The organism is Providencia sp. 21OH12SH02B-Prov (genome assembly GCF_027362595.1).
GTDB classification, from domain to species: domain Bacteria; phylum Pseudomonadota; class Gammaproteobacteria; order Enterobacterales; family Enterobacteriaceae; genus Providencia; species Providencia zhejiangensis.
The window spans coordinates 2,090,718-2,114,588 of record NZ_CP114796.1 but is presented as its reverse complement, the minus strand read 5'-3'; the positions used below and the strand labels follow the sequence as shown (position 1 = coordinate 2,114,588).

Below are 23,871 nucleotides of genomic sequence, written 5' to 3'. Positions count from 1 at the left end.
TCTGAAATACCTGCTAGAGTAGTTTGATTTGTAATATTAGGTAAATCCTTATCTAAAATCACATAAATAGTCTCTAACATCTTTTTTTGTTGTGTCGATAGGGGCAAAATGTGCGCATCATTAATTTAGGGAAGTAAAGTATGTTCAGATTCTTTAACTACTGCTCGCAAGGACGAGGCGCTTGGCTGTTAATGGCCTTTATTGCGTTTATGTTGGAATGCGCTGCGCTCTATTTTCAACACATTATGAAGCTACAACCCTGTGTTATGTGTATCTATGAGCGCGTTGCATTGTTTGGGATTATGATTGCGGGCTTAGTCGGGGCTATTGCGCCACGTAATGTGATTTTACGTTGGGTCGCTATCATTATTTGGATTTACGCGGCATGGCGTGGCTTAGAGCTTGCATGGGAACACACTATGCTACAACTCTATCCATCCCCGTTCGCATCATGTGACTTTTTTGTCAATTTCCCTGAATGGTTACCATTGAATGAATGGGCGCCAGCTATTTTCGAAGCAACTGGTGACTGTGCTGTTAAACAGTGGGATTTCTTAGGGCTAGATATGCCACAATGGCTAATTGGTGTTTATGGCGCTTACCTGCTAGTTGCTATTATCGTCACAATCAGCCAATTTTTCCCTTCACACAAAAAAGCATAATATCGAAACCGTCATCAATTAAGGATATTGATTATTTTACGGTTAAGGCTCCCGATAAACACTATCGGGGGTCATTTTATCTCCTGACAAGCTACGTTTTTGAATTGCTTCTTCACTTTTTTATCTGTATCGCCAACGTTTGAATAAACATCGGCCCCAGTTTAAAACCCAAAAGTATGATGGAAATCTGTTGAATACTGGGTTTGATATCAGGCGGGTTATGCAACATAAAAAGAGGCCAATATTTATTGAAACTGCAATACAAACCATAAACCCACCTGTTAATGATGGGTTCTACTGAATAATTTTATTAAATACAGCTACCCGTCAATATGACATCGGCAGCACAACGCTTCCCATTGGCAAATTGACACACCGCCGTCTGAGCACCATCCAGTTCTAAGTTAAGTGAAGGTAGTCCACCCGCTGAAACACAGGCCTCTTGGGCTTTAGGTCCTAAATTAACCACTTGTTGTGCATATTGGGATGCCGAGCGATCGACTTGCACTGTATTCATCGAATCTGAGCTAGAACACCCCGCTAAAATAAGTATTGTGCTACCTAGTAAACCTTTAACAAAAGTAGAATTAAGCAGGTTACTGATTTTTCTATTCATTCTATACTCCGCTTATGATGATTTCTGCTCCCTGAATCAGTGAACACTGCTTTTAGAAAACAGATTAATGACCAACACACCAACGATAATTAATAGCATACCAATAATTGCTGGTAAATCGAGCTTCTGCTGATAAATAAATATCGCCGCGATAGACACCAATACGATACCTAAACCCGACCAAATGGCATATGCGATCCCTAAAGGTATTAACTTAACAACCTGTGATAGCCCCCAAAAAGAAACGGCATAGCCAATCACCACAATCAAGGACGGCCAAAAACGACTAAAACCATCGGATGCTTTTAATGTCGTTGTTGCTATCACCTCTGCGATAATAGACATCAATAAAAAACCTAGCCCTTTCATCCGCTCATCCTTACTCTTTGAACTTATTAAAATAGTAGCGAATTTAGCATAGTTCGCGATCCCTGTAACGACCCTCACATAAAAAAAGCCACAATAGAAATAATTCTATTATGGCTTTTTCACTTTTTCGTCGGAAATTTAGTGTAACGCAGTGGATGCTTGCAGCTGTTCGTTAAATGAGCCTTTATAACGCCTAAAAATAAAAATGCACCACACCAATGAAATCAATCCAAATATGGCCCCTACATAACCAATATTCGTCATTCCCATATGAACAATAATTTGATTACCTAATAAGGCGCCACCACCGATGCCAATGTTAAAGATCCCAGAGTAAATTGCCATCGCTAAATCTGTTGCATCAGGCGCTAAATCAATCACTTTGACCTGCATACCTAGGCCTACACACATGATTGCAATTCCCCAGAATAGGCTTAATAGAACCAGCCAGCTAACGTGGCCACTCACTGGCATCAATAATAATAAGCTAATTGTTAATACCGCTATCGCAATTGGTAAAAAGGATAATGTATATTTATGACTGTAACGACTAAATATCACACTGCCGACAATGCCTGCTGCACCAAAAATAAGAAGCAATAACGTTGCAAAATTCTGACTTTGTTGTGCTATTTCACGAACAAATGGCTCAATATAGCTGTAAGCGGCAAAGTGTGCCGTCACAACGATAACGGTTAATGCAAATAACCCCACTAATGCAGGACGTTTAAAAATCACAGGTAAACTTTTTAATGAGCCTGAATGTTCGCTTGGTAACCTAGGTAAGAAGCGAATTAGCGCAACCATCGTCAACAATGCGATAGCACCGATACATAAGAAAGTGACTCGCCAACCTAATAATTGTCCAATCACACGGCCAATTGGCAGTCCTAAAACTGTCGCTAATGCCGTACCAGTTGCGAGTAAGCCTAATGCTTGCGCTTTTTTACCTGCTGGTGCGACACGGATTGCCAAAGACGCGGTAATTGACCAAAACACCGCATGTGATAGAGCGATACCAACCCGAGCAATGATTAATACATCGAAATTCCAAGCAAAACCGGAAAGAATATGGCTAAGCACAAACACAATAAACAGTAATGCTAATAACTTGCGACGTTCTATCTTACTGGTTAGTAGCATCAAGGGTAATGACATTATTGCGACTACCCAAGCATAAATAGTGATCATTAGCCCTGTATGCGCAACTGTCATATCAAAACTTGCAGCAATGTCACTCAATAATGCGACGGGAACAAATTCTGTAGTATTGAAAACAAATGCGGCGACTGCTAGTGCCACAACTCGGATCCAAGCTGTTTTTCTAGAAACCTGTGTCATTGTCTTGCTTACGCCTTTGTTGGTATCAGCAAATACTCATCCCCCAATCACAAAGTGATTGGTTAAAAACCAGAAGTCATGAGTTAGCTGAAATTTGATATTGCTTCGCTGACATAATAAGAAGCAATCGATTTTGTGTGAATTGTATCACATTTTTTCACCGCAGTTAAAGCCGCTCAATATCAAACCATCAATAAATAATGGCTCTATTTCTTATCGTTCTAGCCTCATCAATAATTTCGTGAGCGGTTAGGCCAATAGGACCGATACCTTTTTGTACCAATACATCTGCGGCTTTACCATGTAACCAAACGCCTGCCCGTACGGCTTGTTCTATTGGCAGCTTTTGTGCCAGTAAGCTACCAATAATTCCTGATAATACATCGCCGCTACCTGCTGTCGCTAAACCACTGTTCCCCGTTTCATTACACCATGTTTGATTATCCGGAGCTGCAATGATCGTATGGTGTCCTTTCAACACCACCCAACAACCGAATCGTTGACTGAGCTGTTGCGCAGAAAAATGCCTATCTAATTGGATTTGTGCGACCGTTGTTTGTAGTAGTTTAGACGCTTCTTTAAGGTGTGGTGTGATGACTGTTTCTGACGAGAGTTTTACAGCTTCAGGGCGTTGTGCCAATAGATTGAGACCGTCAGCATCGATTAAAACGCGCTGATTTTGCGCTATAAGACGTAAAGAACCGTCTAGCAACATTTTCGCCTCGTGAGCAGTCCCTAAGCCACACCCTATGACCCAAGCCGTTGGGGTTTCACCATCCATAACATGACTCGCTTGGCGTAACATCAACTCAGGAGCCTGTTCCACTAAGTGTAATGCCTGTGGCTGCTGATTCAACCCAATGATGACTTTACCACAACCGCTTTTAAGCGCAGCGACCCCTGCCAATACACAAGCTCCCGTCATACCAACACAGCCACCTATAATATTTAGCGTTCCAAAAGTGCCTTTATGACTTTGTTCTGGTCTTGGTTGTACGAATATTGGAAACTGTTCTGCTAGCCACTGTTTTTCTTCTATCGTTAACATAATTGGCACTCCTTAAATTTTCGTACAGCGCGATGACGTAAATTATCTCTTCTTAATTTGAATAATTCATATTAAGCCATTCATTGATGGCACATTGGATAAACTTTCTATGATAGAATATTAGCAAATTTATCTTTCTTAAAAGGACGCTTTTTGATGAAAACACATTTTCCTACTCAGCCTGATGTTAATGAACTCGCGGCAGAAGTGACTTGTATTAAAAATCTGCTGGCTCATATGTTAAAAGCAATTGGTCAAGCAGATGCAGGTAAAATTTTAATTAAAATGGAGCGTGAAATTGCATCAATGGAAGATGAAAAACAAGCTGAAATTTATCGAAATACATTAGATCAAATAAAAGCAGGGTATCGCCAATAGATTATTTTAACGATTAGTGCTATTTAAGGGCGTTAATTTTTCAATTACACTTAAAACTGCACAAATAACTAAATATCATTTATTGAAATCGCTTATCTTTGATCTCGAATTAAACCATTCTTTATTCATTTAGCTCCCCCTTCAGATCCCTATGAAGGGGGCTTTTTTTTGCTTAAAATTAGGCTTTTACTTTCCCATCATAAATATCTTGGCAATGCTGAATATAGCTCTCTAATGTCATGTCGGCAGTTTTATTATCCTGTGCCCTTTGTTCTTCAAAGGCCCATACTTTAAAATTTTGCCCTAAATTGGCACCAGACATACCAACTTCTTTATACATACGATGATAAAAACCATTTGGAGATTGATAGATTTCAAATTTAAATGGCACTAAACGAGCTGGGTTTTCAACTGTCGCAAATTCATTACCAAATACCAGCGTTTTCACAAGTATATCCATTTTCTATCCTTATAACTCATTCACTATTAAAGCCTATTGGCCTATTACCCGTATCCATCATAGACTATTCATCGATTTACAGCCTAAGAAAAACTACGCTATTTCACTTAGAGAATACACTATTTTGATTTATATTAAATTAATGCCTGTAACTAATTTTTTATTTTCAAATAAAAAGCCCGCGGTGATTAATTCAACGCGGGCTTCTGTCTAATTTAGAGCATCAATTATATCATTGCGACTCTTCGACTATTTTAAGTATTCACCTGAACGTAGTGCTTCAATACGTTTATCCAATGGAGGGTGCGACAAGAACAGTTCATTGAATGCTTTACCACGGCCATTAATACAGAATGCCATTAAACGCCCTTCTTCTTGTGGCTCATAGCTCGTTTTCAAACGCTGTAATGCTGCAATCATTTTTTCTTTACCAACGAGTTTTGCAGAGCCTGCATCCGCATGGAATTCACGATAGCGCGAGAACCACATGGTGATAATACTCGCTAAAATACCGAATACGATTTCTAATACCATCGAGACAGCAAAGTAAACCATTGGGTTACCATTACTGCTTTCACTTTCTTCATCGTTGCTCGACATAAAACCAGAAACAAACTGAGCAATAATACGTGAAATAAAGATAACAAACGTGTTTACAACACCTTGTAACAACGTCATTGTGACCATGTCACCATTAGCAATATGGCTGATCTCATGCGCAATAACAGCCTCTGCTTCATCACGGCTCATATTTTCTAACAACCCAGTGCTTACCGCTACCAGCGATGCGTCACGGCGAGCACCTGTTGCAAATGCATTAATATCAGGAGCATGATAAATAGCAACTTGTGGCATTTGAATACCGACTTGCTGTGCCTGACGGCTCACCGTATTCATCAACCATTGTTCAGTTTCATTACGTGGTGATTCAATAACTTCGCCACCAACGGACTTAAGCGCCATCCATTTTGACATTAATAACGAAATAAACGCACCACCGAAACCAAACAGGCCCGCCATGATCATCAGACCTTGAACACTGCTTCCTTTAACACCCGTCAAGGTTAAGATTATCCCAAACACAAACATAACTGCTAAGTTTGTGAGTAAGAATAAGGCTATTCGCATCATATTTTTTTGTTTCCTTGGTAAAAATAAATATCACGAAGAATTTACTGTATAAATAAGGTTTTTTCATACTTTTTCAAGTGGCTTAACAAGAAAAAACCAAAAATTAACATAACTTTACACACATCATAAAAAAGGCCAGCTTTTGCTGGCCCTGACTATAATCTATTGTATAACCAATTTATTTTTTATTGGTTAATAGACTGGTCTCAGGATGAGCAAGATCAATCGCAATTTTAACTGTTTCGTCTAAATATGGGTCTGGCCCTTCGTAATCTTTAGGTAAATCATCTATAGACTTCAGCAATGGTTTACCCTCTTTTGCATAACGTTCATTTATACGTTTCAGTTTAGTGGCTTCAAGCTCATTATCTTCCTTCAAACGCTGGGCATAATTCAGCGAGATGAGATTTTTACTCTCTTTATTCGCTTTATAATGCGCAATGTCTTCATCGATATACTTGAACTCCGTATCTTTGCTAATACGCGCTAAGTGTTTCGTTTTGAGTTCAGACACATCCTCAGTAATATCCCCTACCTTGCTGTAATTAGCAGGCGGAATACTATCCCATGGTAGCGCATTGTCTTCAAAGCTCTCACCTGTTTCAGCAGGATCTTGCCCTGTTGGCATAACAATATCAGGTGTTACCCCTTTACGTTGCGTACTCCCACCATTCACACGGTAGAATTTCTGGATAGTATATTGGACAGAACCCAGTGCTGGCCATTCAGGTTTTAGCATTTGATCATAAACACGGCTTAAACTACGGTGTTGTTGTACTGTACCTTTACCAAAAGTCGGTTCACCGACAATCAAAGCACGTCCATAATCTTGCATTGCCGCCGCAAAAATTTCTGATGCTGAAGCACTAAAACGGTCGACGAGCACGACCAACGGCCCTTTGTAATAAATGACATCATCATCATCGATATCTTGACGAACCTGACCATTATTATCACGAACCTGAACAATAGGCCCTTTAGGAATAAATAAACCGGATAACGCTACGGCTTCGGTTAATGCGCCGCCACCATTACCACGCAAATCAATAATCAGTGCAGACACATTATCCTTGGCCATTTTTTGCAGTTGAGTCTTCACATCATTGGTCAAACCAACATAGAAGCCAGGAATATCTAAAACGGCAACTTTCTCTTTACCCACATTTTTAATTGTTAGCTTAACCGCTCTATCTTCCAAGCGGATTTGTTCGCGAACAATAGTCACGATATGCGGTTTAGCCCCTTTCGTGTCGGATAACACTTCTAAGCGAACTTTGCTGCCTTTCGGCCCTTTAATCAAAGCCACCACATCATCAAGACGCCAGCCAACAACATCCACCATGGGTTTACCCGTCTGACCGACACCAATAATCTTATCGCCGACTTTTAACTCTTTGCTTTTCGCGGCTGGGCCACCGGCAACTAAAGAATTAATCACTGTATTCTCATCGTCTTGCTGTAATACAGCCCCAATACCTTCAAGCGACAAACTCATTTCAGAGTTAAATTGCTCAGTATTACGAGGAGAAAGGTAACTGGTATGAGGATCGATTTCTCGAGCAAATGCATTCACGATCAACTGAAAAACATCCTCACTTTGCCCTTGTGTTAAACGTCTTAGCGCAAAATTATAGCGTTTAGTCAGTTTTTCTTTGATCTCTTTATCGTCTTTGCCCGATAGCTTCAGGTTCAGCCAGTCATACCTAACTTTTTGATCCCAAAGTTTATCTAATTCTTGTTTGTCTTTTGGCCAAGGCATCTTGCTACGGTCGACTTCAATTGAGTCTGTGGCATCAAAATTCATTGGCTGATCAAGACGCGCTAGCGCATATTCAAAACGTTCAAAACGTCTTTTTTGCGAAAGGTTGTACAGGTCATAGAACTTATCCAGTTTTCCATCTTCAAGCCATTCACCGACTTTCGCTTTGTCTTTTGCATACTCATCAATATCAGACTGAAGCAGAACATTATGACCGTAATCCAACATATTCAGATAACGATCAAATATTTTACCGGAGAATGCTTCATCCAAATCAAACTGGCGATAATGTGAACGAGTAAATCGAGACGTTACCCTTTCACTGACGGTGCCATGCTGAGTGTCCTGTTTTAAAACAGGTAACTGAGCAGCAGTGACCGGAGTCACTGCTTGAGGATTAGCAATTGCACTACCAAAAGTGGCAACACTAACAACTAATGCAATTTTTAAAAGTTTGTTCATGCCCTGATTGACCTCCGTATCAGAACTTTAAATGTTCCGCGCGCACAATCATTGCCATTCCTGTTGGCAACTGAACTCTGACACCGTCTTTTGCAATTTCCAGCACAGACGCTTCCATCAGACTAGTACCAACTTTCACTTTCAAAGTCTGACCGACTTGAAGTGCGTTAATATCAGTCACTGATTTCAGTTTTTGTTCTGGAGATGCTGCACCGCTACGGCGCTGAGGTTTAGTCGAGGAGTTTTGTGGGCGTTCTTTATTTTCTGACTGACGATGGCGCGGTGCATTTTCTTTTGCAGTTACCGGCTTACGGGTGTTTTTATCACCTGATTTTTTGGCAGCGGGTCGTTTTTGCGCTTTTTGCTCTGCACGTTGCGCTTGAACTCGAGCTTTTGCCTCAGTCAATTGTTGACGTGCATGAGTAATATGCTCCGCCTCTAATTCACCACAATCATTACCATCTAAGTCAACGCGTTTAGCGCCTTCTTTAACACCGTAGAGATAACGCCAGCTAGAGGTATACATACGCAATGCTGAACGCAATTGCGTTTTACTAATACCATCTTCTTCAGTTAAACGACCTACGATATCCTGAAAAATTCCGACTTTTAACGGACGTGCTTCGCCTTCAGCGATAAAACAGCGTGGAAAACGCTCAGCTAAAAATGCGATAACTTCTTTACTACTATTCAACTTAGGTTGATTTTCCATGAAATTTCCTGATAACAACGATTTTGCCAACCAGCACGGGCATGAACAAGCCGACATTATAATAGCGTTGCAGACAATTGCCACGTTCCTATTAAGTTAACACACGAATATTTAGTGATAATTAGGCATTGAACACATTGCCAGATGTTGGCACAACTGACTTACAAGGTGTTTTAAACCATTTTCATCATCTTGGTCAAATTGGTTGAAATTCGGACTATCAATATCCAACACGCCTAAAACTTGACCATTAACTTCCAAAGGAAGCACAATTTCAGCGTTACTTGCTGCATCACAGGCAATATGACCTGGAAAAGAATGCACATCATCGACACGCTGTATTTTATTTTGGCTATATGCCGTACCACAAACACCTTTGCCAAACGGTATTCTGACACAAGCTATTTTTCCTTGAAAAGGACCTAGAACTAATTCTTGCCCATTTTTGAGGTAAAAACCAACCCAATTAATCCCCTCTAATCGCTCATACAACAGTGCACATGTATTCGCTAAACTAGCAATTAGATCATATTCTCCTGCTAAAAGAGCAGACAAATTATCTGAAAGTTCGTGATAATACTTGTTTTTATCCATAAAATTTTCTTGTAATAATAAAATGATGCAATAAATTTAACATTTCGTGCAACCTGTAGGTTAGCAAGTTGTCACTAAATCGTAAATTTTTTTACACTAGATTACACGCGCAGCTAAAACCAACGAGCAATATAATGAACCACATTAATCATAGTGATATAATTTCGCAACATTGCTGCTATTGCAATCTTAAATTATCTATCCCACCGCATAATGCGCGCCAAGTTGTCGTATGCCCACGGTGCCATAGTCAGTTAGATGATGGGCGCTCTTGGTCATTAAAGCGCTTGTTTATTCTTTCGATTACATTATTGATGTTAGCCCCTATTGCATTTTGGCAACCCCTTATTTCGATTCATTTGCTCGGTACGCAAATTTACGCCAATGTCATTGAAGGGATTAGCCTGATTAACCATCAAGGGGATCCCCTATCAGCGAGTATTATTGCTTTTTGTGCGATTGTGGCCCCCTTGTTTTTGCCAATAGCGCTTATCTATCTCTATATCGGAAAATACTTTTCCTTAAATTTACGCCCCGTTTTGCTGGTCTTGAGCCGTTTAAAAGAGTGGGTAATGCTAGATGTCTATCTCATTGGCGTCGGTATCGCGGCGATTAAACTGCAAGATTACGCAAGTGTATTTATTGGTAATGGGCTAATTGCTTTTATCACAATGACCCTTATTAGCCTATTGATATTAATTCATCTCAATATCGAACAACTTTGGCGGACATTTTATCCTAAACGTGAGCAAGCTGATGATCCTCATGCCTTAATTTGCCAAGCCTGTCATTTTACGGCACCTGCAAACCAACGCGGAGTGTGCCAACGCTGCCATCGCCCGTTACATCATCGAGAACCTTATAGTTTGCAAAAAACATGGGCCGCACTGATTGCTGCGATGATCCTACTGTTTCCTGCTAACTTAATGCCGATTTCCGTTGTCTACATTAATGGGCAACGAATGGAGGACACCATATACTCTGGCGTTGTTTCACTCATTGATTCAGGAAATTGGCCCATTGCAGCCATTGTTTTCATCGCGAGCATATTGGTGCCATTTATTAAAATACTGATCATGATTCTACTGCTATTTTCAATCCAACATAGAAGTGGTACTGACCCTGTGCTGAGAATGAAGTTACTGAAATTCGTATCATGGATTGGTCGTTGGTCAATGTTGGATTTATTTGTTATTGCACTCATGATGACACTCATCAATCGCGATCAATTGATGTCTTTTACTATGGGCCCTGCCGCATTGTTTTTCGGTGTTGCTGTTATTTTAACTATACTCGCTGTCGAGTGGCTTGATAGTCGTTTAATTTGGGACTCTTATGCAAAATCACAATCAACAAAATGAACCTGCTGAGCAAGAAGCCATTTTACGCAAACGAGCGCGTATCTCACCATTTTGGCTTTTACCGCTTGTGGCGGTCTTCATCGCAGGTTGGTTGCTCTTCCAACACTGGTTAGAGCAAGGTACAGAGGTGACCATTGAATTTTCTTCAGCGCCGGGGGTGGTTGCTGGGAGAACCCCCATTCGCTATCAGGGGGTTGAGGTTGGATTAGTTCAATCCGTCACGGTTAGCCAAGACATGAAAAAAATCATTGTTAAATCAAGTATAAATAAAGATATGAAACCTGCACTTACCGCAGGTACCAAATTTTGGCTGGTCACACCCAAAGCTTCTTTAGCTGGCGTTTCTGGGTTAGATGCCTTGGTTGGGGGGAACTATATTGGAATGCAGCCCGGTACAGGTGAAGAGCAACACAATTTTATCGCTCAAGACTCTCCCCCTCAGTTGCAAACGGAAGAAGGGCAATTGCTGATCTATTTAACGGCAAAAGATTTAGGCTCTTTGCATGAAAACTCCCCCATTTACTATCGAAAAGTACCTGTGGGCTATATCTCTGATTATTCTATTTTACCTGATGATAAAGGTGTTTCCATTGCGGCGGTCATTGAAAAACGTTATACCAAATTGGTAAAAGAAAATAGCCAATTTTGGAATGTCTCCGGTTTCCAAGGCGGCTTTGACCTGAACTCGGGTGTCAATGTCAAAATGGAAAGTCTTTCTGCTGTCATCAATGGTGCTATCGCGTTTGACTCTCCCTCTCACAGTGCGCCTGCACAAGAAGGACAGCAGTTTGTTTTACATCCGAACAAAGATGAACTTAAACAGGATGAGCAGCAACACAAACAAAGTTTAGTTGTCTCTTTATGGTCGCCTGAGACATATGGCGTCAATGAAGGGCAACCTATTGTTTATCGTGGCGTTAAAGTAGGTAAGGTGTTACAGCGTAACTTACTTGACGACAAAGTGATGTTTCAAGTTGCCATCTTAGATAAATATCGCCACCTCATCCTTGCTGATACTAAATTTGTTGCGAACAGCCGCCTTGATGTTCAATTAGGATTAACTGGAATTCAGTTTCAAGGGGCCACGCCTCAAGAGTGGTTAGACGGCGGCATTCACTTATTAGTTGGTAAAGGGAAAGAGACCTTGCCTGAAACTTTCCCATTATATCGTAGCGACGATAATGCAAAAGCGGGGATAACCGGCTCATCACCCACAACCACTATCACATTAAACGCAACGACCCTTCCCGACATTCAAGCAGGCTCTGTCGTGCTTTACCGTCAATTTACGGTCGGTGAAATTGTCTCAATCCAGCCGACTAATGAAGGCTTTGCGATTAATATTCATATCTCTAGCCAGTATCGCCATTTATTAACCAAAAAGAGTGTCTTTTGGGCGGAAGGTGGCGCAAAAGTCAAATTAAACAGTAACGGATTAACCGTACAAGCGGCTCCATTGACACGGGCAATTCGAGGCGCAATTAGCTTTGATAATATTCAAAGTGCTGCTCTTGATAGCACAAGACAACACACTCTTTACCCAACAGAGACCGCAGCAAAAGCTATCGGTAGCGTAGTGACTTTAACCACTTTTGATGCATCTAAATTGTCAGAAGGAATGCCTATTCGCTACTTAGGGATTGATATTGGGCAAATAGACACATTGAAATTGTCAGCGAACAATCGCGAGGTGAATGCGCGCGCAATCCTCTACCCTGAATATGTTCAGGCCTTTACCAAAAGCGGTAGCCGCTTTGCTATTGTCACTCCCGAGCTTTCTCCTGCGGGTTTCAATAACCTTGATACCCTTCTACAACCTTATATCAGCGCTGAACCCGGTAGAGGAAATAGAAATCGTTACCAATTTGAACTACAAACTGCCAATATCACCGACTCCCGCTATTTGGATGGGTTAACTATTGTACTTGATGCAAGTGAAGTAGGCTCAATCCAAGTGGGAACACCATTACTATTTAGAGGAATGGAAATAGGAACTGTTACTGGTTTATATTTGGGAGAGCTTTCCGATCGCGTCTATGTTGCGTCACGTATCGGAAAAGAATACCAATACCTGATCCGCGATAATACCCAATTTTGGATCTCATCTGGCTATAACATGTCATTTGGCCTTACTGGCGGCATGATTAAGAGTGGTACTTTCAAACAGTTCGTTCGTGGTGGCATTTCTTTAGCTACCCCACCGACAGTGCCTCTTGCCCCTAAAGCCAAGCCCGATCAGCATTTCATTCTAAAATTAGAACCACCAAAAGATTGGTTAGACTGGGGGACATCTATCCCTAAACAATAATCACTAGAAAGGTGCATATTTTAACAATATTGCACCTTTTCTTTAACGCCACCAAAAAAATATTTTGGAAATAGGTTTCATTTATACTATGCTTAGTTTTGTTAAGTCGATAATCTATTGTCACAGACCCTATGAGAGGTAATCTAATGAGCATAGTTAATTTGAAAATATCTTCCTATGAAATCAACGATGCTGTTATGCATGATCATAAAAGTGATATTCTCAGTATCCCTTGTGATTCGGATACCGAATTTTGCATGCAGCTAGACGGTTGGGATGAAAATACCAGTATTCCAGCGCTTATTAATGAAAAACCCGTACTGTTATATCGTCATCGCTATGACAAAGATAACCATCATTGGGTGATGAGAGTGGCTTAATTGATGAAGTCGCTATCATATCAACAGCAAGTTACAGGCAAAAAAAGAGGCCTGGTAGATTCCGATTACCGGGCCTTGGGAAATGGCTCTGGCAGAGCCGTGCGCTAAAAATTGCCATTGAGACGTAACAAAGTACAATTTAATACTAGCTTGCTAAGCGCACTCTTACCACATAAATTATCAATTTTTTTACATATTATTAACACAATTTATTTCTTAATATTCGAATATCGAGCTATTTGATTGATAGGTAAATTCTATATCAAAAATAAGTGTAACCTTTCAAGTTTAGCTGGGGTTAAATGCATAAATGGTAAAAAAAATGCCATAAATGATAAGTAATATACTTACAATTTACGGCACTTATTATTTTACTATAAATATAATATCAGGCTTTGTTGCACAGCTTCTCTGCTGCTAACTTAAGCGGTTGAATACGCTCTTCTGTGGTTTTCTGTGTATCAATGGGCTTTAATAGCACATCAATTGGTTGAGCTTTTATCTCTTTATTCTTCATCTGGCTATCCGCGACATCATTAAGTGGGTATTGCATTAGTGTCGCTGGATTGATCACAATAAGTGCCCCATTGCCTCGGCACTCTAGCATCACCTCTTCACGGGTAAATGGCCAATCATCACCAAATTGCTTTTTACTCACGGTCTCGATAGGGGCAGCTGCCACACTAAAAGTGGTACTTACCAACAACATAGAATAAAGCGCTAATTTCAGTTTCATGAAAATTACCTTGTTAGAACATCAAATTCACTATCGTATTATTATACCGGCTGATAAGTTGCAAAAATAGCGACAGCCAAAATGGCCACACTTCCTAACAACAATTCAATCCAGCTATTAACAATCAAATATTGTAATCGCCCTTTTCTTTTGATCGTCGGCACCAGTATATAACGATTAATCAAGGCGAGTAGGACCATTAACTCGACTAAACCAATTTTTAACCAAAGCCAAGATTGATATTCTGAGCCAGAATAGCTTAACGGCCAATTTGGCAATAATGTTATCGAACTCATGATCCCTGTCATTAATACCAATACCACAGCAACATGTCCTGCACGTGAGAAACGAATCAAACTAACAAATATTTGCTTATCTAAGCCTGTAGCTAATTCATTTTTATCACGTAAAAATTGAATGCAAATCAGGAATGGCCACAAACCACCAAACCAATAGGCTGAGCTGATAAGATGAATGAATTGATTCAAACGATGTAGGCCCCCTATTAAACCATCATGCATCGCTGCATGACCAATAAGAGCATGTAATCCGAGTAGAATAATCGAAAGTATTAACAGCAGGTATAAACGAAGATTTTGTGAACGAATAAAAACAACGACAAGCGTCATTAAGGAAAAGAGTAATTCCCAACGCCATACTTGACCGAATGTTGTACTAAAAACGCTCTTCCAAATATCAATATCAAGTGTATCTTCCCAGCCATCTCCCATTAACCCAGCTTGAGCAGACATCCACGCAAAAGCAGTAAGTGCCGTGATGACTGCACTAAAGATAATCGCACGATTAAGGAGCTGACGAAGAACCTGACGAAAAGAGCCAACACTGAGAACAGCCGCGAATATTGACATACCACACATCAACATCGCAGCGACAAAATGGGAAAAGCGTATGACTGTATAAAATGCCTCTAGAGACATGATTATTTCACAGTAAAGCTATATTCACCCTTTGTTTTATGTCCATCGACAGAAACAACACTCCAATTAACATCATACTTACCGGTCGCAAGGTTGCTTTCGATAGGTACGATAACCTTGGTATCATTACTTGGGTCTAATGCCGGTTTACCTGTTTTCACTACACTATTATCAGGCCCCGTCACTTTTACCTTAGTAAAGTTGATCTCAATACCTTCAGAGAAGTTTAGGGTAATTGACTCTGGAGCTTGTTCTACTGAAGCGCCCTCTGCTGGAAGTTGATCTTTTAAATGCGCATGCGCAAATGCCTGTTGAAATGACATGCCTAAAAACAGTACAGCAACCGCACTTAATTTGCGCCACGATGATTTGAGTTGATAGATTGGCATAGTAACCCCTTAATTTGCAGGTGAATTTAGATTTATTGCCAACCATTATACGGAAGAAATACGCTTTATCGCCAAAAAAATCGATTTAGCTGTTTAAGGTGTGATTATTGACACAAAATGAAAAGAAAAAGGCTCATGAATGTTGAAATTAATCACTACGATTCATAAGCCTATTGATGTTTTATATTAAACGTGTGCAGCGGCAGACATATTTTTTAGATCTTTATCCAATAAGAATAGCGCTTTGCCACTTTCACCCACCATATCCAGTTTATCCAGAATGGATTTGAATAATTTCTCTTCTTCATGCTGCTCTGCAACATACCACTGTAAGAAATTAAACGTAGAATAATCTTGCGTAGTCATCGCTAAATGCGCCAACTTATTAATTTCTGCTGTAATCTGCTGTTCGTGCTGATAAGTTTGTGTAAATACATCAGCAATAGATTTGAAATCAACCGGTGGAGCTGCAATTTGACCTAACTTCGGTAATGCACCTGTATCACTTAAGTAGTCAAATAAACGCTGCATATGTTCCATTTCTTCTTGAGAATGCGCTTTTAAAAACGCCGCAGCACCTTCAAAGCCTTTATCGCTACACCATGCACTCATTTGTAAATATAAATTAGCAGAATAAAACTCAAGATTTAACTGCTCATTCAATTTATTGATCATATCATTTGTTAACATATTCTTTCCTTAGCTGTTAAGATTAATTCCATTATTATGCATATAATAAAAATAATTAAAACCCTAAAACAATAATAAAACATAAAAATATAATCTACTGATAATTAATAACTTTACGTAAGATTAACAATAATCAATCTCATTATCTTTATTCATGTCATTTCATTATTTTTCATGAGGAACAAGAATTATTCTTATTTAAAAATACATTATATCATTATGGTTATTGATTAATTTATTACGTGTTTTATATGCAAAATTCTCTTTTTTATAAAAAGTATTAAATTATTTATATCTCTTCAAACATCATGAATCTAGTGATTTTTATCCATAAATTGCTACACTATCCTCTCTACAATGAAGTGATTGAGAGTGGATATGAGCTATAATCTTGCATTATTACCTAAAGACGAAATGGATAAAATCAACGTAGATCTTCAAGCTTCCGGAGTTGCCTTTAAAGAGCGTTATAATATCGCCGTCATTGCAGAAGCCGTTGAACAAGAACAACCTGAACATCTTCGAAACTATTTTAGGGAAAGGTTGATCCACTATCGTCAACTCTCACAACATTTTTCTCGTCTTCCATACGAGCCTAAAAATCGTTAGACGTTATCAAGCGTCATAAAAAAGGGAAGCTAAATGCCTCCCTTTCCTATCAATACTTAAATAATATATTGAGGATTATTTTGTAGAGTTATAAGTGATCGTGGATTTTTCACAATCAACTACCACGTTATAATGTAAATCCTGTTTAGATCCTCTTACCGTTAACGGCACTTGATAACCTGTCGCCGTTTTAGTCACTTCTTGATTATTCACCCAAGCAACTGCTTTTTTACCCACCAATGCCTTTTCATCTCCCCAACGAGGTAGACGATTGTTCATAAAATCATTTTTAACTTGTGCAGCGATTTGAGGCTCTGCTAATTTTTCACAGCTAATAAAGGGGGCTGCTTTGCCTTCTTCTTGATTAGCGCTGAATGCAATTGAACTGAACAACAATGCACAGCTACCTAAAGCAAAACCGATTTTTTTTCCAGCCTTCATGCTTCCTCCGATCCCTATAAAATGTTAGGTAACAAATTAGTTCAGTGACCATAGTTAATTTTTTACGACATTTATCTCATCTAACTAAAATAGTCGAAATATTTATAAACTGCCAGAAATGGTATGACTTAACTAATATTTATCAGATTTTAGCACAAATGTTAATAGTTTGTTTTACTCATATTTATTTTATTCTTCAAACCGAGCATGAATCTGCTCTTTATCTTTATGCTTCTCACGAATTTCTTGTGCGACCAGTGCGATCGCTTCCCCACTGCTCATTCCATCTGCCATTAGTTGATGAATGCGTTCAACAGCTTCCTGTTGTTCTTGATGATTGAGTGCAGGCATGCCTGAAAACATCTTTACCTCTCTTCTTACTGGTTAATCATTAAGTGATTTAGGTGAAAATAAAAAATTTTAGCCTAATTTTAACAGCTGTTAGCTGTTTAAGATAAGATATATGCTAATCTGGACAGTAATTCTTTTTGTGGATTTTTAGATTAGTATAGACAAATGGTTATCAATAAAATACAACTTCCTTATCATCCTGATGCAGCTATTGATTACTTTGCTCCACTAGCTCATCAACCTTGGTCCATGCTCCTGCATTCAGGCAATGCGGATCATCCACATAATCGATACGATATTATCGTTGCTGATCCTATTGCGACGCTCATCACCGAGGGGGATAAAACGACCAAAACCCACTTACAAACTGTCGAAGTTTCGAGTGACGACCCGTTTAAATTACTCCAACAATCCATTGAACAATTCACACCTAAACACGCTCGTGACGACTCGCTCCCTTTTACGGGGGGGGCTTTAGGTATTTGGAGCTACGATCTCGGTCGACGTATTGAAAAAATGCCACAAATAGCCCATGTTGACCTGCACTTTCCCGATATGGCCGTCGGTATATATGAATGGGCTTTGATTGTCGATAATCAAGAAAAAACGGTCACATTATTGAGTTACTCCGATGTACATGAACGTCTTAATTGGCTAAAAAAGCAAAAAGCACCACGCAAAACGCAATTTACGCTCACTAGCGCATGGCATTCAAACATGACACAAGAGCAATATCAGCAAAAAATACAACAAATACATGAATACCTGCGCAATGGTGATTGTTATCAAATCAACCTAGCACAGCGTTTTGATGCCACCTATAAAGGCAATGAATGGGATGCTTTTTTATCACTCACTCAATCAAACCGAGCGCCCTTTTCTTCCTTTATACGCCTACCTGATAATGCAGTGATAAGCATTTCACCTGAACGTTTTATTCTTTTGCAGGATGGGGAAATTCAAACTCGACCAATTAAAGGTACGCTTCCACGATTAGAAGATAAACAAGAGGATCTCATTCAAGCTGAAAAGTTAGCTAATTCGCCTAAAGATCGCGCTGAGAATCTGATGATTGTCGATTTACTTAGAAATGATATTGGTCGCGTTGCTGTGCCGGGCTCCGTGAAAGTGCCGGAACTATTCGTTGTTGAAGCTTTTCCAGCCGTTCATCACCTCGTTAGCACCATCACTGCAACTCTTGCTGCACCTTATACTGCAACAGATTTGCTTCGTGCCAGTTTTCCTGGTGGTTCAATAACTGGCGCACCTAAAATTCGTGCAATGCAAATTATAGAAGAGCTTGAACCTCATCGTCGGCATGGGTATTGTGGTGCAATTGGCTATATTAGCTTTTGTGGTAAAATGGATACTAATATAACGATTCGTACTTTGTTAACTGATAAGAAACGTATTTACTGCTGGGCCGGTGGCGGAATCGTTGCTGACAGCCAAGCAGATAAAGAATATCAGGAAACGTTTGATAAATTACGGCTTATATTACCCTTGTTAGGAGAATTGCAGCATAATGACTAAACTGAATGACTTTATTAGCCGTTTTCAGTTTACGCTTCCTGTTACTCGCCAAACGCAACGTACGGCGAGTAAATCTGCTGCTGTACTTCTGCCGATCATTAATAAAAAAACACCAACCTTGCTGTTAACACAGCGCTCACCTTTCTTGCGCTCTCACGCAGGTCAAGTCGCTTTTCCGGGTGGCGCTAGCGATCCTGAAGATGGTTCTCTGATCACCACTGCTTTACGGGAAGCGTATGAAGAGGTTGCCATTCCTCCAGAAAAAGTACAAATACTCGGGCAGCTTACCCCTCAACAAAGCCTTGGTGGCTATGAGGTCACCCCCGTTGTCGGATTATTACCTCCAGGTATTGACTATCACCCTAACCCTAGTGAAGTTGCTTCTGTCTTTGAAGTGCCTCTATTTGATGCATTATCATTGAGCCAACATAAGTATGTTGATGTAAAACGGGCAGGAAGCAGTAACCGCATCTTTTTCTATTGGCATAATAACCATTTAGTATGGGGACTGACTGCCGCCATTATTCATCAGTTAGCTCTTCAACTAAAATAGCGCCTTCATCACGAAATCGCTGACATTTTGTGCTATTTTTAATCAATAGGCCTTTTGTTGCTACCTTATTTTAAAAAATAATTTAAACTTACTGGTTAACACTACTAAATAACAGTAAAGTAGCGCCCTTTAAAATAAATCACTAAATATCTACTTTTTTTAAGGAGTCCTGCGTGATAAGCGTATTCGACATGTTTAAAGTGGGCATAGGTCCTTCAAGCTCTCATACCGTCGGCCCAATGAAGGCGGGAAAAGAATTTGTCGATGATTTGGTAAATAAACAATTATTACCAAGCGTCACACGCATTGCGGTTGACGTTTATGGCTCTCTTTCGCTCACTGGAAAAGGTCACCATACCGATATTGCAATCATTATGGGCCTTGCTGGCAACTTACCTGCAACCGTTGATATTGAATCTATTCCAAGCTTTATCGATAACGTTGAAAAAACGGAAAAATTACTGCTAGCCAATGGTACTCACACCGTCGATTTTCCTCGTGAAGGTGGTATGAATTTCCGTTCAGATAACCTCCCTTTACACGAAAACGGCATGACCATCCATGCGTTTTCAGGTGAAGATGAAATTTACACCAAAACTTACTATTCCATCGGCGGTGGTTTTATCGTTGATGAAGAACACTTTGGTCAATCCACTCTCGATAGCAAACCTGTATCCTATCCATTTAAATCAGCAGAAGAACTGTTACTTCATTGCAAAAAGACAGGCTTATCCATTTCTAGCTTGATGATGAAGAATGAACTAGACCTTCATACTAAAGAAGAAATTGAGGCATATTTTGCCGATGTCTGGAAAACCATGCAGGCTTGTATAGAACGAGGACTCAATACTGAAGGCGTTCTTCCTGGGCCACTACGCGTGCCTCGTCGTGCTCCAGCACTGAATCGCCTCGTAACTTCATCAAGCAAACTGTCTAATGACCCAATGAACGTTGTGGATCTCATTAACATGTATGCTTTAGCTGTTAATGAGGAAAATGCGGCTGGCGGGCGTGTCGTAACTGCACCAACGAACGGTGCATGTGGTATCGTCCCCGCTGTACTTGCTTATTATAATCACTGTATTGAACCCGTCACTCCTGAGCTTTATACCCGTTATTTCCTTGCATCTGGCGCTATTGGTATTCTTTATAAAATGAATGCTTCCATTTCAGGTGCAGAAGTTGGCTGTCAAGGTGAAGTCGGTGTCGCATGTTCGATGGCCGCTGCTGGCCTCGCCGAGCTGTTTGGTGGTAGCCCTGAACAAGTTTGTGTCGCGGCTGAAATTGGTATGGAACATAACCTAGGTTTAACCTGTGACCCTGTCGCTGGCCAAGTGCAAGTACCTTGTATCGAACGTAATGCGATTGCTTCCGTCAAAGCTGTCAACGCAACGCGTATGGCATTGCGTCGAACAAGTGAACCACGAGTCTCTCTCGATAAAGTTATCGAGACAATGTATGAAACAGGAAAAGACATGAATGCAAAATACCGTGAAACCTCTCGCGGTGGTTTAGCCATTAAAGTCCAATGTGATTAAACACTCACACTACCATTAAACGGTTATTTGATACCGCGTATAGCACTTTATTTTGTATACGCGGTATTTATTTAGCAACGGTTACTTTGAGCATTATTTAACCTCACAGATATCTTTTTCTGCTCTATATTTCTCCTACTTTGCTCATCACATGGAGCCATTTTATTCTGTGATAAATATTTAATGAAAAGTGATTTTATATTCTTTATCTTTTAACGGCTCCCTTTCAGAACTTCCTACTGCTGAATCGTGTCATTTTTTGACACTTTTTTAATCTCACGCGTAAAAACCTTACATTTCCTATTCTTTTTTTATTACCGATAACAGTTTAATTATCCATTTAAAAATCATTTTTAGATAATTGATTCAACGAAACAAATATATACAGATAAAACTTGCATTTTATTTGAAATAACCTGCATGTTTTTAATTTTCTGACGCAAAACAAGTTTTTACGCTTATACAAAATGTTATGCTACCTTTTCTAATGATCGTAATTAGCATGATAATTGTTTACTCGTTGTACTAAGTGGAGTGAATTTAATCAGCTAATATTATTAATACCGTTCTTTAATTAGGAGGTTTCATCACCCTGATTCAATTTTGACCTGATAAACAAATTCCGTTCTATATCTGTTAAGAGGGAAATCAAGTGAGTATAGCTATTATGATTGGTACCCACGGTGTGGCGGCAGAGCAGCTTCTCCGTACCACCGAAATGTTAATTGGCGAGCAGGAAAATGTCTCGTTTATTGACTTTGTACCAGGGGAAAACGCGGACACCCTATTTGAAAAATACACAGCAAAACTAGCTGATTTAGAGACCTCCAATGGAGTGATTTTTCTAGTCGATACATGGGGCGGTAGCCCATTTAACGCGGCGAGTCGTATCGTAAACGAACATAAAAACTATGAAATAGTCACTGGTGTTAACGTGCCTATGTTAGTAGAAACTTTTATGTGTCGCGATGATAACCCTTCCTTTGAGGAGTTAATCTCCGTTGCTTTAGAAACTGGCCGTGGTGGGATCCGCGCGCTGAAATTTAAAGAACCAGAAACCGCTGTAACACCAGCGCCTGTTCAACAACCTGCGCCTGCACAAGTTGTCACCGCAGCGCCTGGCGAACATATGGTGATCGCACTCGCCCGTATTGATGACCGTTTAATTCATGGCCAAGTCGCAACTCGCTGGACAAAAGAAACACGTGTAAAACGTATTATCGTTGTCAGTGATGAGGTTGCAAAAGACCAAGTTCGTTCAACATTACTCAAACAAGTTGCCCCTCCGGGCGTTACAGCCCATGTTGTTGATGTTGCAAAATGTATTCGTGTTTATAACAACCCGAAATACGCGGGTGAACGTGTCATGTTGCTGTTCACTAACCCAACAGATGTAAAACGACTCGTTGAAGCAGGTGTAGATATAAAGTCAGTCAATATCGGTGGCATGGCGTTCCATGAAGGTAAAACTCAAGTGACAAATGCCGTGTCTATCAATCAAACAGATATTGACGCTTTCAATTATCTCAATGAGAAAAACATCGAATTGGAAGTCCGTAAAGTTTCTTCTGACAGTAAAGTTCAGATGATGGATTTGATTAAAAAATTAAAAAATTAGTCCTAGTTAAGCCGTTAATAATTTTAAATTTTAACCATTACTCGAAAACAGATTTACCAAACATGTTTGGTTACAGGAGATTAAACAATGGAACTTACCGTTGTTCAAATAGTACTGGTTTTCATCGTTGCTTGTATCGCTGGTATGGGCTCTATACTCGATGAATTTCAGTTCCATCGCCCACTCGTTGCCTGTACGCTTATCGGTATCGTTTTGGGAGACATGAAAACCGGCATCATCATCGGTGGTACACTCGAAATGATCGCATTAGGCTGGATGAACATCGGTGCTGCTGTTGCACCTGATGCCGCGCTTGCGTCAATTATTTCAACCATCTTGGTTATCGCTGGTGGGCAAAGTATCGGCGCCGGTATCGCTATCGCAATTCCACTGGCCGCAGCTGGGCAAGTATTAACCATTATCGTTCGTACAGTCACTGTTGCTTTCCAACACGCAGCTGACCGTGCAGCGAACAATGGTAATCTGACAGCAATTAGCTGGATCCATGTTTCGGCACTACTACTTCAAGCGATGCGTATCGCAATTCCAGCACTGATCGTTGCAGTTTCTGTGGGAACATCTGAAGTTAAACAAATGTTGGATGCGATCCCTGAGGTTGTCACCGATGGTCTAAACATTGCTGGTGGTATGATCGTGGTTGTCGGTTATGCCATGGTCATCAACATGATGCGTGCTGGCTACCTAATGCCATTCTTCTACTTGGGCTTTGTAACTGCTGCATTTACTGATTTCAACCTAGTTGCACTGGGTGTTATCGGTGCGGTTATGGCTATTCTCTATATCCAACTCAGCCCGAAATATAATAAGTCTCAAGTTGTTGTGACTCAAAATAATGCCAATGGCAACAACAACCTTGATAATGAATTAGACTAG

The 23,871-nt window shown here is 40.1% G+C and carries 26 protein-coding genes; 11 read left to right on the top strand and 15 right to left on the bottom strand.

The annotated features are described in order from the left end of the window. Positions 1 to 140: 140 nt before the first annotated feature. Complete coding sequence (dsbB, locus tag O7C57_RS10055; protein ID WP_154623640.1) at positions 141 to 662, top strand: disulfide bond formation protein DsbB; 522 nt, start codon at positions 141 to 143, stop codon at positions 660 to 662. A 310-nt stretch (positions 663 to 972) separates the two neighbouring features. Here the strand turns inward: dsbB and O7C57_RS10050 are convergent, their stop codons facing one another. The 4 genes from O7C57_RS10050 to O7C57_RS10035 form a co-directional block, all read right to left on the bottom strand. Further along, positions 973 to 1,278, bottom strand: coding sequence for a DUF333 domain-containing protein (locus O7C57_RS10050; RefSeq protein ID WP_163861509.1), 306 nt, complete (start codon positions 1,276 to 1,278; stop codon positions 973 to 975). Positions 1,279 to 1,314: 36 nt separating this feature from the next. Next, positions 1,315 to 1,647: an SMR family transporter gene (locus O7C57_RS10045; RefSeq protein ID WP_154623638.1), complete on the bottom strand. Its 333-nt coding sequence runs from the start codon at positions 1,645 to 1,647 to the stop codon at positions 1,315 to 1,317. A gap of 138 nt (positions 1,648 to 1,785) precedes the next feature. Continuing rightward, positions 1,786 to 2,988, bottom strand: a complete 1,203-nt coding sequence (locus O7C57_RS10040; protein ID WP_269723970.1) for a sugar transporter — start codon at positions 2,986 to 2,988, stop codon at positions 1,786 to 1,788. 190 nt (positions 2,989 to 3,178) lie between these two features. Continuing rightward, the gene (locus O7C57_RS10035) at positions 3,179 to 4,036 is read right to left on the bottom strand and encodes an NAD(P)H-hydrate dehydratase (protein ID WP_269723969.1); all 858 of its coding nucleotides are present in this window, start codon (positions 4,034 to 4,036) and stop codon (positions 3,179 to 3,181) included. Positions 4,037 to 4,192: 156 nt separating this feature from the next. Between O7C57_RS10035 and O7C57_RS10030 the strand changes: the two genes are divergently transcribed. Continuing rightward, a complete protein-coding gene (locus O7C57_RS10030; protein WP_154623635.1) occupies positions 4,193 to 4,414 on the top strand; it encodes a DUF2594 family protein in 222 nt (73 codons plus the stop codon). 178 nt (positions 4,415 to 4,592) lie between these two features. Here the strand turns inward: O7C57_RS10030 and O7C57_RS10025 are convergent, their stop codons facing one another. The 5 genes from O7C57_RS10025 to O7C57_RS10005 all read right to left on the bottom strand — a co-directional run bounded on the left by O7C57_RS10025 (position 4,593) and on the right by O7C57_RS10005 (position 9,532). Then, complete coding sequence (locus O7C57_RS10025) at positions 4,593 to 4,874, bottom strand: hypothetical protein (protein WP_154623634.1); 282 nt, start codon at positions 4,872 to 4,874, stop codon at positions 4,593 to 4,595. Between the two features lie 249 nt (positions 4,875 to 5,123). Continuing rightward, positions 5,124 to 6,005, bottom strand: coding sequence for a protease HtpX (gene htpX / locus O7C57_RS10020; protein WP_154623633.1), 882 nt, complete (start codon positions 6,003 to 6,005; stop codon positions 5,124 to 5,126). A gap of 178 nt (positions 6,006 to 6,183) precedes the next feature. After that, complete coding sequence (gene prc, locus O7C57_RS10015) at positions 6,184 to 8,226, bottom strand: carboxy terminal-processing peptidase (RefSeq protein ID WP_154635698.1); 2,043 nt, start codon at positions 8,224 to 8,226, stop codon at positions 6,184 to 6,186. Positions 8,227 to 8,245: 19 nt separating this feature from the next. Then, a complete protein-coding gene (gene proQ / locus O7C57_RS10010; RefSeq protein ID WP_154623815.1) occupies positions 8,246 to 8,938 on the bottom strand; it encodes an RNA chaperone ProQ in 693 nt (230 codons plus the stop codon). Between the two features lie 111 nt (positions 8,939 to 9,049). Further along, positions 9,050 to 9,532, bottom strand: coding sequence for a GAF domain-containing protein (locus tag O7C57_RS10005; protein ID WP_154623814.1), 483 nt, complete (start codon positions 9,530 to 9,532; stop codon positions 9,050 to 9,052). A 134-nt stretch (positions 9,533 to 9,666) separates the two neighbouring features. Here O7C57_RS10005 and yebS point away from each other — a divergent pair, with 134 nt between their 5' ends. The 3 genes from yebS to O7C57_RS09990 all read left to right on the top strand — a co-directional run bounded on the left by yebS (position 9,667) and on the right by O7C57_RS09990 (position 13,581). Then, positions 9,667 to 10,893, top strand: a complete 1,227-nt coding sequence (yebS, locus tag O7C57_RS10000; RefSeq protein WP_269723968.1) for a membrane integrity lipid transport subunit YebS — start codon at positions 9,667 to 9,669, stop codon at positions 10,891 to 10,893. Continuing rightward, a complete protein-coding gene (locus O7C57_RS09995) occupies positions 10,868 to 13,201 on the top strand; it encodes a PqiB family protein (protein WP_196713141.1) in 2,334 nt (777 codons plus the stop codon). Before yebS ends, O7C57_RS09995 begins: the two co-directional genes overlap by 26 nt. A gap of 146 nt (positions 13,202 to 13,347) precedes the next feature. Then, positions 13,348 to 13,581 carry a DUF1480 family protein gene (locus tag O7C57_RS09990; RefSeq protein WP_154623811.1) on the top strand — a complete coding sequence of 78 codons (234 nt, stop codon included), beginning with the start codon at positions 13,348 to 13,350 and terminating at the stop codon, positions 13,579 to 13,581. Between the two features lie 388 nt (positions 13,582 to 13,969). On the opposite strand, the gene O7C57_RS09985 is transcribed toward O7C57_RS09990, so the two are convergent. The 4 genes from O7C57_RS09985 to ftnA form a co-directional block, all read right to left on the bottom strand. Beyond that, positions 13,970 to 14,317, bottom strand: a complete 348-nt coding sequence (locus O7C57_RS09985) for a YebY family protein (RefSeq protein WP_163861503.1) — start codon at positions 14,315 to 14,317, stop codon at positions 13,970 to 13,972. 41 nt (positions 14,318 to 14,358) lie between these two features. After that, a complete protein-coding gene (gene copD, locus O7C57_RS09980) occupies positions 14,359 to 15,255 on the bottom strand; it encodes a copper homeostasis membrane protein CopD (protein ID WP_269723967.1) in 897 nt (298 codons plus the stop codon). A gap of 2 nt (positions 15,256 to 15,257) precedes the next feature. Continuing rightward, positions 15,258 to 15,644: a copper homeostasis periplasmic binding protein CopC gene (gene copC, locus O7C57_RS09975; RefSeq protein WP_154622385.1), complete on the bottom strand. Its 387-nt coding sequence runs from the start codon at positions 15,642 to 15,644 to the stop codon at positions 15,258 to 15,260. A 186-nt stretch (positions 15,645 to 15,830) separates the two neighbouring features. Beyond that, entirely contained in the window at positions 15,831 to 16,334 is a 504-nt protein-coding gene (ftnA, locus tag O7C57_RS09970) for a non-heme ferritin (RefSeq protein ID WP_154622384.1), read from the bottom strand. A 378-nt stretch (positions 16,335 to 16,712) separates the two neighbouring features. Between ftnA and O7C57_RS09965 the strand changes: the two genes are divergently transcribed. Continuing rightward, a complete protein-coding gene (locus O7C57_RS09965) occupies positions 16,713 to 16,943 on the top strand; it encodes a DNA polymerase III subunit theta (RefSeq protein ID WP_154622918.1) in 231 nt (76 codons plus the stop codon). A gap of 75 nt (positions 16,944 to 17,018) precedes the next feature. Here the strand turns inward: O7C57_RS09965 and yebF are convergent, their stop codons facing one another. Further along, positions 17,019 to 17,384: a protein YebF gene (yebF, locus tag O7C57_RS09960; RefSeq protein WP_154622919.1), complete on the bottom strand. Its 366-nt coding sequence runs from the start codon at positions 17,382 to 17,384 to the stop codon at positions 17,019 to 17,021. Between the two features lie 189 nt (positions 17,385 to 17,573). Next, complete coding sequence (locus O7C57_RS09955; protein WP_154622920.1) at positions 17,574 to 17,747, bottom strand: YoaH family protein; 174 nt, start codon at positions 17,745 to 17,747, stop codon at positions 17,574 to 17,576. Positions 17,748 to 17,900: 153 nt separating this feature from the next. On the opposite strand from O7C57_RS09955, the gene pabB reads away from it, so the two are divergent. The 5 genes from pabB (at position 17,901) to O7C57_RS09930 (ending at position 23,871) form a co-directional block, all read left to right on the top strand. Then, positions 17,901 to 19,268 carry an aminodeoxychorismate synthase component 1 gene (pabB, locus tag O7C57_RS09950; protein ID WP_154622921.1) on the top strand — a complete coding sequence of 456 codons (1,368 nt, stop codon included), beginning with the start codon at positions 17,901 to 17,903 and terminating at the stop codon, positions 19,266 to 19,268. Next, positions 19,261 to 19,821, top strand: a complete 561-nt coding sequence (locus O7C57_RS09945; RefSeq protein WP_154622922.1) for a CoA pyrophosphatase — start codon at positions 19,261 to 19,263, stop codon at positions 19,819 to 19,821. The genes pabB and O7C57_RS09945 overlap by 8 nt, the downstream gene beginning before the upstream one ends. A gap of 173 nt (positions 19,822 to 19,994) precedes the next feature. Continuing rightward, positions 19,995 to 21,359, top strand: a complete 1,365-nt coding sequence (locus tag O7C57_RS09940) for an L-serine ammonia-lyase (RefSeq protein WP_163861497.1) — start codon at positions 19,995 to 19,997, stop codon at positions 21,357 to 21,359. A 652-nt stretch (positions 21,360 to 22,011) separates the two neighbouring features. Further along, positions 22,012 to 22,977, top strand: coding sequence for a PTS mannose transporter subunit IIAB (gene manX, locus O7C57_RS09935; protein WP_269723966.1), 966 nt, complete (start codon positions 22,012 to 22,014; stop codon positions 22,975 to 22,977). An 87-nt stretch (positions 22,978 to 23,064) separates the two neighbouring features. Beyond that, positions 23,065 to 23,871 (top strand): PTS mannose/fructose/sorbose transporter subunit IIC, encoded by an 807-nt coding sequence (locus O7C57_RS09930; RefSeq protein ID WP_154622923.1) that lies wholly within the window; start codon positions 23,065 to 23,067, stop codon positions 23,869 to 23,871.